The sequence below is a fragment of the Tardiphaga sp. 839_C3_N1_4 genome, assembly GCF_051811045.1.
Classification (GTDB): Bacteria; Pseudomonadota; Alphaproteobacteria; order Rhizobiales; family Xanthobacteraceae; genus Tardiphaga.
In genome coordinates, this window is sequence record NZ_JBPWQD010000001.1 from 2,519,949 (window position 1) to 2,533,468 (window position 13,520).

Below are 13,520 nucleotides of genomic sequence, written 5' to 3' on the forward strand. Positions count from 1 at the left end.
CCATTGCGGCGAACAATGCGACCGCGGCTCATCCAGCACAGGAGCCCGGACCGGCTCGCGGTGTGCCGGCGGATGCGGCGCGCCGAAGCACGGATATTTGCGACCGACGACATCGACATTTGGCCAACCAACCCAGGATCCGATACGTGACAATTTCCCGCCGAGGCGTTCACCCTCCTTCGCTCAGCCGCCGCAATCTTCTGATCGGCGCAGGCGCTACGGCCGCCACCGGCCTTCTCGGCGCTCCGGCCATCGCGCAGACGCATAGCAAGGCCGTGCTCGCCTATGGCAGCACCGGCTACACTTGGGCCCTCCCCTATGTCGCCGAAGCTGCCGGCCTCTGGGAAAAAGCCAATGTCGACCTCACGACTTCATCCTTCGAGACCGGGCGCGACGCCATGCAGGCACTGCTGTCCGGCTCAGCCGATTTCTCAGCCTCCACGGATACGCCGCTGGTGTTCGCTGCACTGACCGGACTGCGTCCCGTCGCCGTGATCAACTACAGCCGCTACTCGCGCGACATGAAGCTTGCAGTGCGCAAAGGTGGCGCTATCGATCCGAAGAATCCCGCAAGCCTCAAGGGTCGCAAGATTGCCACCCGCATCGGCACGTCGGGCCAATTCTTTCTCGCCAAATATCTCGAACTCGCCGGCCTTAAACTGCAGGACGTCACCGTCGTCGATCTCGCGCCGAATAACATGACGACGGCGCTGGCGCGCGGCGATATCGATGGCTTTGCCTGGACCAGCCAGACCGTCGGCGTGGCACAGAAGCAGTCGAATGGCCAGGTCGATGAAATGACGCTCGACGGGATAGAGAAATATTTCCAGAGCCACCAACTCCTGCTTACCACCGAGCGCGTGCTTAAGGAGAAGCCGGATTTGGTCAACACTGCGGTAAAGGTATTCCTGCAAGCCGAAGCTCGCATCGCCAGCGATAAGAACTGGCCGCAGATCATCGCCGACCGGATCAAGACGCCAGCCGGCGACATCACCGAGGCAACCTCGACTTTCACTTTCAAGCTCACCTTCGACGATCGCTTCGTCGACGATCTCGTTAGCCAGGCCCAATGGGCGATCGATGCCGGACTTGCTAAGCCCCCGAAGGGCGAGTTGCGTCCGCTGCTGCGCAGCCTTGTCGTCGATTCGCCGGTCAAGGCTGCGCAGCCAGACCGCGTGACCCTGACGTGAGCCGAGGTACTGCATCGCTGATCGACGTCTCAGGCGTTTCGCAAATCTATGCGGGACGCGACGGTGCTCCCACCTGGGCGCTCCGCGACGTCTCGCTGCAGATCGGCGACGGCGAGTTCGTCTGCCTGATCGGGCCGTCGGGCTGCGGCAAGACCACGCTGCTGCATCTGATCGCCGGCTTCCTGCAGCCGAGCCGCGGTAGCGTCGCATTCCAGCAGCAGCCAATTCTGGGCCCGGGCCCCGACCGCGGTGTCGTGTTCCAGGAATATGCACTGTTCGCCTGGATGACGGCGCGGCAGAACGTCGAATTCGGCCTGCGTGCCAAGCCACTGTCGCGCGGCGCGCGCAGGCAACTGGCGCTCGATGCGCTCGGCCGCGTCGACCTGCTCGCCGCTGCGGACAAATATCCGCACGAACTTTCCGGCGGCATGCGCCAGCGCGTCGCCGTCGCGCGTGCGCTCGTGGTCGAACCGAAAGTTCTGCTGATGGACGAGCCATTCGCTGCCGTCGATGCGATGACACGGCAGACCCTGCAGGACGATCTGCTGCAGCTGTGGAAAGAAACCGGCGTCTCGGTCGTCTTCGTGACCCACAATATCGACGAGGCGATCGTCCTCGCCCAGCGCGTCGTCGTGATGGCGCCTCATCCCGGCACCATCGTCTCGGAGCGCATCATCGACGCCGACTATCCCCGCGACCGCGGCTCGACAGCGTTCGGTGAACTCTACGGCTCGATCTCCGGCGAACTGACCAATGGTACGCGAAGGGCCGCATGACGACGATTTCAGATATCGATCTGGCCGACGATGCGCATCCGGCGTCGCCCTCCTTCGAGGCCCAGTTCCGTGCCGCCAATGACCGCGCACGGCGGAAGGCTCAGCTCACGCGTCTGGCCTTGAACATCCTCGGCCTCGTGCTGTTTATCGCCATCTGGGAAGCGATCCCGCGCTATTCGGACTGGGTCAACGAAGTCTTGTTCCCGCCGCCAAGCACCGTGTTGCAGGCCTTCATCCCAATGCTGACGTCGGGCGAGATCGGCCGCAACATCGCCATCAGCCTGCAGCGCGCCGGGCTCGGCTTCGTCATCGCGCTCGCTTCGGGCATCGGCCTAGGCCTCGTCACCGCGCGTGTTCGCTGGCTGCAATATCTCACCGAGCCGCTGCTGCACGGCTTTCGCGCCATTCCGACGATCGCGCTGGTGCCGCTCTGCGTGCTCTGGTTCGGCATCGGTGAACCGTCGAAGGTGGTGCTGGTTGCATGGGGCGCATTCTTTCCGATCTGGATCACCACCTTCATCGGCGTGCGTGACATCAATCTCATCTATCTGCGCTCGGCCGCCTGCCTCGGCGCCAGCCGCCGCGACACCTTGCTGCTGGTGGTGTTGCCGGCCGCGCTTCCCTTCATCCTGTCGGGCATCCGCCAGTCCATCGCCGTATCATTGATCGTGCTGGTTGCCGCCGAACTGTCCGGCGCATCGGCCGGTGTGGCCTATATGATGTCGCAGGGGCACCAATTGTTCCGCGTCGACATCATGTTCATCGGCCTCGCGCTGCTCGGCACCTTCGGCTTTCTCGCCGACCGCGTCTTCGTCGCGCTCGCGCGCTGGCTGTTCCCCTGGTACGCGGCGTCATGACAACGCCTGCACTGCGACAGCGGATCTTCGAGAATGCGAAGATCTGGACGTTCGACCGCGAACGGCCCACCGCGCAGGCCATCGCGATCGACGGCAACGTGATCGTAGCCGTAGGCGACCGCGACGCCGTGCGCGACGCCGCGCCGGATGCTGAACGGATCGACCTGCAGGGCGCCTGTATCATTCCGGGCTTCAACGACACTCATGCGCATATGGAGCGTGAGGGGCTGAAGACGCTGCGCCCCTCACTCGCCGGCGCCAGGTCTGTCGGAGACATCCTCGCGCGCATCCGAAATGCCGCCGCCAACACGCCGCCGGGCGAATGGATCGTCACCATGCCGGCGGGCACACCGCCCTTCTTCTTCGACGGCGTCTCCGCCCTCGCCGAGCAACGCCTGCCGAACCGCCACGAACTCGACGCCGCAGCGCCCAATCATCCCGTTTATATCCAGGGCGTGTTCGGCAACTGGGGCAAGCCGCCGGGCCACTCGGCACTCAATACGCGCGGGCTCGAACTCAACAATATCGGACCCGACACACACCCGCGCATCGGCGGCGTGGAGATCGAAGTCGATGCGCAGGGCGCACCGACCGGCATAATCGTCGAGCACAACAACCGTCCGACGGTGGAATTAGACATCCTGCCCGCGGTGCCGCACTTCGGCTTTGCCGACCGCCTCGAAGGTGTCCGCCGCTCGCAGCGGCTCTACAATGCCAAGGGCACCACCAGCATCTATGAAGGCCACGGCTCCGCCGCCGAGACCATCTCGGTCTATCGCCGGCTCTGGGAACTCAACGAACTCACTATCCGCGCGGGCCTCGTGCTGAGTCCGAGCTGGAACGACCTGATCGAGGCTCGCCGCATCATGCGCGACTGGCTCGCCACCGCACGCGGCAGCGGGCTCGGCGACCGCTGGCTGCGCGTCTCCGGCATCCATATCGCCTATGGCGGCGATCCCGTCGTCGCCTGCTGCGCCCGCGCGCATCTGCCCGACACTGGCTGGTCTGGCTTCGTCGAACAGGCGGTGACGCCATCCGACTTTCGCGAGGCCTGTTTCCTCGCCGCCGAATTCGACTTGCGCCTGCACACCATCGTCGGGGACCAGCTGCACGAGATCGTCCCCGTGCTGCGGGCGGTGAACGAGCGACATCCGATCGCTGAACGCCGCTGGGTCATCGAACATATCGGCCGTGCGCGGCCTGAGGACATCCGCGCGCTCAAGGAGCTCGGCGTCTATGTGACGACGATCTCGACTTATTATCTCTGGAAGGGCGGCAGCAAATATCTGAACGAGGCCGATGGCGGAAATGGCGTCGTACCTCATCGCGCCATCCTCGATGCCGGTATTCCCCTGGCCATCGCCACTGACAATATTCCCTATGATCCGTTCTTCACGCTGTGGACCACCTGCGCCCGCGAGGAGCGCTCCACCGGCCGCGTGATCGGGCCTGATCAGCGCCTCGATGCGCATACGGCGCTCGAACTCTTCACCGCCGCCGGCGCTGCGCTCACTTTTGACGAAGGCTGGAAGGGCCGCCTGAAACCCGGCTTCGCTGCGGATCTCGCGGTGCTGTCCGATGACCCCACGACACTGCCACCGGCGGAGCTGAAGGATCTCTCCTGTCTGCTCACAATGGTCGACGGGCGCATCGTCCATGACGTATGCTGATGCCGCAAAGCGCGTATAGTCCGTCGCCATGACCGACGCACCCCGCTCCATCATCCGCCTGTCGCATAACGAGAGCCCGTTCGGCCCTTCGCCGCGCGCACTCCGTGCCATCGAAGAGAACCTTGCCCATCTCGACCGCTATGTCAGCGCCGAGCTGGACCAGCTCACTACCGCCATCGCCGCGCATGAACGTATCGCGCCGGAGCAGATCGTGCTCGGCGAAATCCTCGACGTGCTAGGGCTGTATCTCTCCGCGCAAGGCGGCCCCGGCGGCGAGTTCATTTATTCGGAGCCGGGCTATACGGCGCTGGTCGATGCCGTCGCGCCAGCCGGCGGCAAGGCCATCGCCGTGCCGCTGGATGATCGGCTCAACAACGACCTTCCGGCCATTGCCCGCCGGGTGAATGCGCAGACCCGCGCCGTCTATCTCGTCAACCCGCACAATCCGAGCGGCACTGTTAGTCCAGCCGAGGAATTCATCGCATTCGTCCGCGATCTATCGAACCGCGCGCTGGTGATCGTCGACGAAGCCTATCTCGACTACACGCCAGATCCGGAACGGCGCGCCGTGGCTGGCCTCGTGCGTGACGGCCATCAGGTCGTCGTATTCAGGACTTTCGCCAAGATCCACGGCCTCGCCGGTCTCGCCATCGGCTATGTGCTGGCGCCTGCCGAGCTCGCCCGATCGCTCAGGCAGATCGGCATTGGCGCGTTTCATGGCCTCAACCGCCTCGGCCTGGTCGCCGCTCAGGCAAGTCTGGCCGATCGCGAACATATCACCGCAGTGCGCACCGCGGTTGCCGCCGAGCGCGAGAGTTGGCACGCGTTGTTTCGCGCGAACGGCGTTTCCTTCTCTGCAGCGCAGGGCAATTTCGTGTTCTTCGATGCCGGCCAGCGACACGGTGATGTGACTGCAGCCCTTGCGGCGCGGGACATCGCGATCAAGCAATCCTATCCCGCGCTGCCGACCTGGCTGCGGATATCGATCGGCCTGCCCGATGACAATGTATTGGCGCGCCAGGTCGTCGCCGACAGCCTACGCTGATCACCAACAATGGCACCGAACGCCGGCAGGCGTATTTCAGAAGAAGTACGGCCACCAGCGCGCGCATCAAAGCGTGCGGAGGAAGGCGACGACCGCCACGCAGCATCCGGATAACGCGGATGCACCGCTTTCGCGGCATTCCGCGCCCACACCTCGCCGCCGCCGATCTGGCGAGCAGGCGTCGATCTGCTCTCTGAGAGAATGCTTTCGCAATATCTTTGTTCTCGAAAACTGCGCATGACAGTCGCCGCAGTTCGAATATCGCCTCGCAGCTCAATTCGGCAATTAATTGCTGCAAGGCGAATGTCGCGACGCCTACCCATTGTCTTGTCAAGCACACAAGGGGATGAGGCATGGCAATCCAGAGCGCTTCTGGTCAAGCGAATGTATCGGATGCAACAAGCGGCGCAGACGTCGCATTTCTTTCCGCTGTCGAACTTGTTGAGCTTTATCGTCAGCGAAAACTGTCACCTGTCGAAGTCACGCGCGCAATTCTCGATCGCATTCAACGGCTGGAGCCGAAAATCAATGCATTTGCCTTGCTTGACGCAGACTCTGCACTCGCATCCGCTGAAAGATCTGAACAACGTTGGCATCGTGGTGAACCTGCAGGTCTGATCGACGGTGTTCCGGTTGCGCTGAAGGACCTGATCCTGGCGAAGGGTTGGCCAACGCTGCGCGGCAGCCGCGCGGTCGATCCGAACCAGGAATGGAACGAAGATTCGCCGGCGACCGCGCGCCTGCGCGAGCACGGCGCCGTCGTGCTCGGCAAGACCACCACTTCCGAATTCGGCTGGAAGGGGCTCGGCGACAGCCCGCTGACCGGCATTACCCGCAATCCCTGGAATACGGCGCACACACCGGGCGGCAGCAGCGGCGGCTCGGGTGCGGCGGCGGCGATCGGCTTCGGCCCGCTGCATGTGGCGACCGATGGCGGCGGCTCGACGCGGCTTCCCGCTGCACATAGCGGCGCCTTCGGCTTCAAGCAGACATTCGGCCGCGTGCCGGTCTATCCGCCGTCGCAGAACGGCACGTTGTTTCACGTCACCCCACTCACCCGCTCGGTGCGCGATGCCGCACTGCTGCTCGACGTCATCGCGCGGCCCGACCTGCGCGACTGGAATGCATTGCCGCCGCAGGACGTGGCGTGGCAGAGCGGGCTTGAGGACGGCGTCAAAGGTTTGCGCATCGCTTATAGCCCCGCCCTCGGCTACGCAACGGTCGATCCCGAAGTCGCAGCCATCGTCGACAAGGCGGTGAAGGTATTCGCTGATCTCGGCGCCATCGTCGAGCGCGTCGATCCCGGCATCGAGGATCCGCTGCCAATCTTCCTGACTTTCTGGCAGGCCGGCGCCGCGAAACTCGTGGACAGCTTCGCCCCGGAACGGCGCAATCTCAGCGAGGCCGGCCTACTGGCCGCAGCCGAACAGGGCCGCGCGATCGGCGTCGTGTCCTACGTGAAGGCCATCGATCAGCGTGAGGCGCTGGGTCGGCACTTCAGTCGCTTCCATCAGTCCTGGGATCTGCTGATCACGCCGTCCACGGCATTTCCTGCTTCAGCCATCGATGCATCGCAGGCCGATCTTGCCACGCGGCCCATTCGCTCGCCCTTCACCTATCCGTTCAATCTGACGCAACAGCCAGCGGCATCGATTCCGGCCGGACTGACCGCGGCGGGTCTGCCGGTCGGCCTGCAACTGATCGGTGCGAAATTTGATGATGCGAAGGTCCTGCGCGCAGCGCGGGCATTCGAGATCGCGCGGCCCTTCGCAACACCGAAGGATCCCACGTGAGCTACCCTGCACCTGAAATCGAACTCGATCTGCCGACGCTTTCGGCCGCCTATGCGGATGGATCGCTGGCACCTTCGCGAGTCGTGGAGTCGATCCTCGACACGATCACAGCGCGCGGGGATGATGGCGTCTGGATCGGGCATGTCGGACGCGACGCGGTTTTCGCCCGTGCGCGTGAACTCGAAGGACAGTCGACCTCCGATCGCGCGGCCGCATCGCTCTGGGGCGTGCCTTTCAGCGTGAAGGACTGCATCGACGTCGCCGGGCTTCCTACGACATCGGCCTGCCCCGACTATTCCTATGTCCCCACCCGGCATAGTCCTGCGGTCGCGCGGCTGCTGGCGGCCGGGGCGATCCTGATCGGCAAGACCAATATGGATCAATTCGCCACCGGGCTCGTGGGCGTCCGCTCGCCCTATGGCGTGGCACGCAACCCGTTCGATGCCGACTACATTCCGGGCGGATCGAGTTCGGGTGCCGCCGTCTCGGTCGCGGCCGGCCTCGCCAGCCTGGCGCTCGGCACCGACACCGGCGGTTCGGGCCGCGTGCCCGCCGCGCTCACCAACGTGGTCGGTCTCAAGCCGACGCGCGGCCTCATCAGCGGTGTCGGCACGGTGCCGGCCTGTCGCTCCATCGAAACGATCTCGGTGTTCGCGCTCACCGTCGCCGACGCGCAGGCTGGCTTCGACGTCATCCGCGCCCATGATCCGGAAGACCCGTTCGCGCGGCCGCTGACGCTACGCGAAGCGGACGCATGGCCGTCGTTCCGCTTCGGCGTGCCCGCGGCGCCCTGGCTAGAGTTCTTCGGCGACACGGCGGCGGCCGCACTGTTCGATGCCGCCGTCGCGCGCCTCACGGCGATCGGCGGCATGCGCGTCGAGATCGACTTCGCGCCGTTTCGCGAAATCAACGACATGTTGTTCCTCGGCCCGTGGCTGGCCGATCGCTACGGCGCGCTGAAGCCGTTCCTTGATCGCGACATCGATGCCGTGCTGCCAGTCACTCGCGACATCCTGCTGGGCGGTGCGCGGATCACGGGCGCGCAGGTCTTTGCCGGTCAGCAGCGTCTCGCCGAACTGAAGCAGAAAATCGACGCCGGTTGGCGCGACATCGACGTTCTCTTCGTGCCGACGACGCCCACCACCTACAGGATCGGCGAGATCGCGGCCGATCCCATCACCCTCAATGCCCGTATCGGCACCTACACCACATTCGTCAATCTGGCCGATCTCGCCGCAGTCGCCGTGCCCTCGGGTTTTCTGCCGAACGGCCTGCCGCAAGGCGTGACGCTGATCGGCCCAGCTCTGTCCGACCGCAGCCTCGCACGGCTGGCCGGCCGGTTTCATCAGCATTCCGGACTGCCGCTCGGTACGCGCGGTCTTGGCATCGCGCCCCCATTCTCAACAAGGAGCTTGTGACGTGACGAATTCAGAACGGTTTTTCAGCCATGCCAGGCGATTGGCCCGCACCGCGTTGGTGCTGGGCGCGGCATTCGTTGCCTCGGCTGCGACGGCGCGCGCGGAGGATGTGACGATCGGCGCCGGCCTCTCCATGGGTTGGGGCCAGTTCTTCGTCGCCGATCAGGCCAAGACCTGGGACAAGCAGGGCCTCACGCCCAAGACCACGATCTTCGCCAGCGGCCGCCTCGCACTCGACGCTCTGGTCGGCGGCGGCGTGGTGGTGGCGACCGCAGCCGAAACGCCGGTGCTGTTCGCGAATCTCAACGGCCTGCCGGTGCGCATCATCGCCACGCTGAATCGTCAGGAATCCTTCGACCTTGTCGCCGTCAAGGACATCAAGACGATCAAGGATATCAAGGGCCGCAAGATCGGCTATTCGCAAGGCACCAACGCGCACTACTACCTGTCGAAGCTGCTGAAGGAAGCCAATCTGACCTTCGCAGACGTCACCGCCGTCAGCCTCAACCCCGGCGACTTCGTGACCAGCCTGTCGAATGGCGCGGTCGATGCATTCATCTGGACCGAGCCGCATATCTCGCTCGCGCTCAAGCAGGGCGGCGACAAGTTCCATGCGATCCGCTCGCCCGGACTCTATGTCGGATTTTCTACCGTGATCGCGCTGCAATCGACCATCGACAAGAATCCCGACCTGCTCGTGAAGGTGCTGAAGTCGCTGATCGATGCCAACGACCTCATCAAGAAGGATCCGAATGCCGCAGCAGCGCTGATCGCCGAGCGCATCAAGGTCGATCCGGAGATCGTCCGCAACTTCCTGCCGCGCACCCGCTTCAATATCGATCTCGAACGCGCGGATCTCGTCGCCGAACTGCAGACGCAGGCGAAATGGGCGATCGACAACAAGCTGGTGCGGCCGGACGTCAAGGTGCCGGACTTTAACACCGTCGTAGTCGGCTCGCTGCTCGACAAGGCGCGCGAGAAATAGAAACGGCGTCACCGGAGTCGTCGCATGAATGTGAGAGTGGACGTTTCCACGGCATCCGCGGTCCAGCGGCCGCTCATCGCCTGTCACGAGCTCGGACATGTCTATGACTCCGGGCGCGGCCGCACGGTCGCGCTTGACCAGGTGTCGTTGACCATCCAGCCCGGCGAATTCGTCTGCGTCCTCGGCCCGAGCGGTTGCGGCAAGACCACGCTGCTCAATATCCTCGCCGGCTTCGTGCAACCGTCGCATGGCGAGGTGCTGATCAACGACCATGCGATCGCCGGGCCGAGCCCCGAACGCGGCGTCGTGTTCCAGGACTACTCGCTGTTTCCATGGTTGACCGCGAAGGCCAATGTGGGTTTCGGCCTGCGCATGGCCGGGCGCCCGGCCGCGGAGCGCGAGGCCGTCGCCAGCGATCTGCTCCGCCAGGTCGGACTGCCGGAGGCTGGCGACAAATATCCGTTCGAACTGTCCGGCGGCATGAAGCAGCGGGTAGCGATCGCCCGCGCGCTGGCGACGCAGCCGGCACTGCTGCTGATGGACGAGCCGTTTGCCGCGCTGGATGCCATGACCAGGGCTTCACTGCAGACAAGGCTGATCGACCTGCAGCAGCAGAGCGCGCAGACGATCCTGTTCGTCACGCACAATATCGCCGAAGCGCTGGTGCTTGGCACTAGGCTGATCGTGATGTCACCGAATCCCGGCCGCGTGGTCGAGGATATCGTGATCGATCTCGAACGGCCGCGGCGGCGCACCACGCCGGCCTTCAACGAACTCTACGACCATGTGGCCCGCGCCATCGGTCTCGACACGGCAGAATAGGCGATGGCATTCAAGCTGAAGCGAAACACAGTTGCAGGCGCGTTCGGCACCGTCGGCTTCTTCGCGATCTGGGAGGCGATCAGCCGCAGCGGCCTCGTCAACAACATCATGCTGCCCGCACCAACCGCCATCGTGCTATCGGGCTGGGAGCTGCTGGCATCCGGCGAATTGCTACGCCATCTCGGCGCCAGCCTGTGGCGCTCGCTGCTCGGTTTCGTTGTCGGCTCGGTCCTCGCTATTGCAGTCGGCGTCGCGATGGCGCAACTGCCGCTGCTGAACGCAACCCTCAACCCTCTCGTGCAGATGTTTCGCGCCATTCCCGCACTGGCCTTCGTGCCGCTCGCGATCTTCTGGTTTGGCATCGGCGAACTGTCCAAGGTGTTCCTGATCGCCTGGGGTGTGTTCTTCCCTGTCTGGGTCAATACCTATCTCGGGGTGCGCGACACCAATCCGCTGCTCGGCCGCGCCGCGGCGAGCCTCGGAGCGCGGGGCTGGCGCAAATTCGCCTTTGTCGTCATTCCCGGCGCCCTACCATTCATCATTGCCGGCCTGCGCGTCAGTCTGTCGGTCGCGCTGGTGCTGCTGGTCGCCTCCGAACTCGCGGGCGCTGCATTCGGCGTCGGCTATCTCATCCAGATGTCGCAGCAGGTGTTTCGCGTCGACTACATGTTCGTCGGCCTGATCGTGCTCGGCATCATGGGTGTGGTTGCCGATTTTCTGTTCGAAGGCGCCGTACGCCGCCTGCTGCCCTGGTATGGCGCTGAGAAGTCGCTGCGCGGAGCGGCCGGGAACAGGAAAGAGCGCAAGCTGGCGGAACCAGCCGCCTGATTTGGGCACACCGCGCGGAAAGCAATTTATTGCAAGCCGTGTCGGCGACCGACGGTTACAGATCGATGCAAAGCTGGAGATTGCACATGCAACCGACCGAAGTCGCATTGATCGAAGACTACACCGTTCTCGCCGTCACCTGGGACGACGGCGAAACCAGTCGGCTGGATGCGGTAACCCTGCGCCAGGCCAGCCGGGCGGCGAGCGAGATCCGGCGCCAGGCCGAGGGCGTGGAGCTGATACTGCCGCCGGCGTTTCGCATGCAGAGTGTCGAGCCGATCGGCAACTATGCGCTGCGGCTATTCTTCTCCGACGGGCACGATCGCGGCATCTATCCGTGGGTGTATCTGCGCGAACTCGCCGGCCACGCAGCGTAAGGAACAGGCTATGGATGAGATCAAGCAAGGCCTGTCAGAAATCGAATGCGACGTGCTGGTGATCGGCGGCGGCACCGCCGGTCCGATGGCTGCCTACAAGGCCAAGCGCCGCAATCCCAAGGCGCGCGTGGTATTGCTCGAAAAGGCCAACGTGAAGCGGTCAGGCGCTATCGCCATGGGAATGGACGGGCTCAATAATGCCGTAGTGCCGGGCTTTGCGACGCCGGAGCAGTACACCAAGGAAATCACCATCGCCAATGACGGCATCTGCGATCAGGCGCCCGTCTACAAATATGCGTCGCGTTGCTTCGACGTCATCCAGGAATTGGACAGTTTCGGCATCAAGTTCCAGAAGACTGAGAATGGCGATTTCGACGTCAAGAAGGTTCACCATCTCGGCTCCTATGTGCTGCCGATGCCGAATGGCGAGACGGTCAAGAAGGCGCTGTATCGTCAACTGCGCCGCGAAAAGGTGCTGATCTCGAACCGCTACATGGCGACGCGGCTGTTGACGGCGAAGGACGGCCGCATCGCCGGCGTCATCGCCGTCAATACTCGCAGCGCGGAATTCCTGGTGCTACGCGCCAAGACCGTGATCCTCTGCACCGGTGCCGCCGGCCGTCTCGGCCTGCCGCAGTCCGGCTATCTCTGGGGCACCTACGAGAATGCGACCAATTCGGGCGACGGCTATGCGATGGCCTATCATGCCGGCGCAGGGCTCGCGAATATCGAATGCTACCAGATCAACCCGCTGATCAAGGACTACAACGGCCCGGCCTGCGCCTATGTGGCCGGTCCGTTCGGCGCCTATACGGCGAACAGCGAGGGCAACCGCTTCATCGAATGCGATTACTGGTCCGGCCAGATGATGCAGGAGTTCTACAACGAACTGCAGTCGGGCAAGGGGCCGGTATTCCTCAAGCTCAACCACCTGCACAGCGACACCGTCGGCCAGATCGAGGCGGTGCTGCACAAGGTCGAGCGGCCGTCGCGCGGCCGGTTCCACGAGAACCGCGGCACGAACTATCGCGAGAAGATGATCGAGATGCATATCTCGGAAATCGGCCTGTGTTCGGGCCACAGCGCCTCCGGCGTATTCGTCGACGAATTCGCCCGTACCACCGTCACGGGTCTTTATTCGGCGGGCGACATGGCAAGCGTGCCGCATAACTACATGCTCGGCGCCTTCACCAATGGCGCGGTAGCCGGCGAACATGCGGTGGATTTCGCTGCCGAGGTCGACTTCCCCGATTATGACCGCGACGATGTGGTGCGCGAGCAGGAACGCGTGCTGGCGCCGACGCGGCGTGACGACGGCATTCCGCCGAACCAGCTCGAATACAAGGCGCGCCGCCTCGTGAACGATTACCTGCAGCCGCCGAAGGTCACTGCCAAGATGCAGATCGGCCAAGCGCGCTTGGCGGAAGTGCGCGACGATCTCGACAATGAGATGGTGGTGCGCGACTCGCACGAGCTGATGCGCGCGCTGGAAGTGTCGTCGATCCTCGACTGCGCCGACATGGCGGCTTACGCCTCCTTGTTCCGCACCGAAAGTCGCTGGGGCCTCTATCACAACCGCGTCGATTATCCCGAGAAGAACGACGAGGACTGGTTCTGCCACAGCATCCTCAGCAAGCGGGACGGGCGCATGACTGCCGAGAAGCGTGCCGTCGAGCCCTATCTCGTCCCGATCGATGAGAGCGAACGCGACGCCTATGATCGCCAGCGCATACGCCAGCACGCCTGAGACGGAGCATCC

Annotated in this window: 12 protein-coding genes; all 12 read left to right on the plus strand. The window is 64.0% G+C overall.

Features of this window, described 5'->3' with window-relative positions; translation table 11 throughout:
* The first annotated feature begins 146 nt into the window (after window positions 1–146).
* The 12 genes from AB8A38_RS12035 to AB8A38_RS12090 all read left to right on the plus strand — a co-directional run bounded on the left by AB8A38_RS12035 (window position 147) and on the right by AB8A38_RS12090 (window position 13,508).
* Window positions 147–1,190 (plus strand): ABC transporter substrate-binding protein, encoded by a 1,044-nt coding sequence (locus AB8A38_RS12035; protein ID WP_439062493.1) that lies wholly within the window; start codon window positions 147–149, stop codon window positions 1,188–1,190.
* Window positions 1,187–1,966 carry an ABC transporter ATP-binding protein gene (locus tag AB8A38_RS12040; RefSeq protein WP_439062492.1) on the plus strand — a complete coding sequence of 260 codons (780 nt, stop codon included), beginning with the start codon at window positions 1,187–1,189 and terminating at the stop codon, window positions 1,964–1,966. Before AB8A38_RS12035 ends, AB8A38_RS12040 begins: the two co-directional genes overlap by 4 nt.
* A complete protein-coding gene (locus tag AB8A38_RS12045) occupies window positions 1,963–2,823 on the plus strand; it encodes an ABC transporter permease (protein WP_439062491.1) in 861 nt (286 codons plus the stop codon). Before AB8A38_RS12040 ends, AB8A38_RS12045 begins: the two co-directional genes overlap by 4 nt.
* Window positions 2,820–4,493 carry an amidohydrolase gene (locus AB8A38_RS12050; RefSeq protein ID WP_439086150.1) on the plus strand — a complete coding sequence of 558 codons (1,674 nt, stop codon included), beginning with the start codon at window positions 2,820–2,822 and terminating at the stop codon, window positions 4,491–4,493. Before AB8A38_RS12045 ends, AB8A38_RS12050 begins: the two co-directional genes overlap by 4 nt.
* Window positions 4,494–4,521: 28 nt before the next feature.
* Window positions 4,522–5,538: a pyridoxal phosphate-dependent aminotransferase gene (locus AB8A38_RS12055; RefSeq protein ID WP_439062489.1), complete on the plus strand. Its 1,017-nt coding sequence runs from the start codon at window positions 4,522–4,524 to the stop codon at window positions 5,536–5,538.
* A gap of 353 nt (window positions 5,539–5,891) precedes the next feature.
* Window positions 5,892–7,331 carry an amidase gene (locus tag AB8A38_RS12060; RefSeq protein WP_439086151.1) on the plus strand — a complete coding sequence of 480 codons (1,440 nt, stop codon included), beginning with the start codon at window positions 5,892–5,894 and terminating at the stop codon, window positions 7,329–7,331.
* Window positions 7,328–8,749, plus strand: a complete 1,422-nt coding sequence (gene atzF, locus AB8A38_RS12065; protein ID WP_439086152.1) for an allophanate hydrolase — start codon at window positions 7,328–7,330, stop codon at window positions 8,747–8,749. The genes AB8A38_RS12060 and atzF overlap by 4 nt, the downstream gene beginning before the upstream one ends.
* 1 nt (window position 8,750) lies before the next feature.
* Complete coding sequence (locus AB8A38_RS12070; protein ID WP_439062486.1) at window positions 8,751–9,734, plus strand: ABC transporter substrate-binding protein; 984 nt, start codon at window positions 8,751–8,753, stop codon at window positions 9,732–9,734.
* Window positions 9,735–9,758: 24 nt separating this feature from the next.
* Window positions 9,759–10,556 (plus strand): ABC transporter ATP-binding protein, encoded by a 798-nt coding sequence (locus AB8A38_RS12075; RefSeq protein ID WP_439062485.1) that lies wholly within the window; start codon window positions 9,759–9,761, stop codon window positions 10,554–10,556.
* A 3-nt stretch (window positions 10,557–10,559) separates the two neighbouring features.
* Window positions 10,560–11,384, plus strand: coding sequence for an ABC transporter permease (locus tag AB8A38_RS12080; RefSeq protein ID WP_439062484.1), 825 nt, complete (start codon window positions 10,560–10,562; stop codon window positions 11,382–11,384).
* An 86-nt stretch (window positions 11,385–11,470) separates the two neighbouring features.
* The gene (locus AB8A38_RS12085; RefSeq protein ID WP_439062483.1) at window positions 11,471–11,761 is read left to right on the plus strand and encodes a gamma-butyrobetaine hydroxylase-like domain-containing protein; all 291 of its coding nucleotides are present in this window, start codon (window positions 11,471–11,473) and stop codon (window positions 11,759–11,761) included.
* Between the two features lie 10 nt (window positions 11,762–11,771).
* A complete protein-coding gene (locus AB8A38_RS12090; RefSeq protein ID WP_439062482.1) occupies window positions 11,772–13,508 on the plus strand; it encodes a fumarate reductase/succinate dehydrogenase flavoprotein subunit in 1,737 nt (578 codons plus the stop codon).
* The last annotated feature ends 12 nt before the right edge of the window (window positions 13,509–13,520 follow it).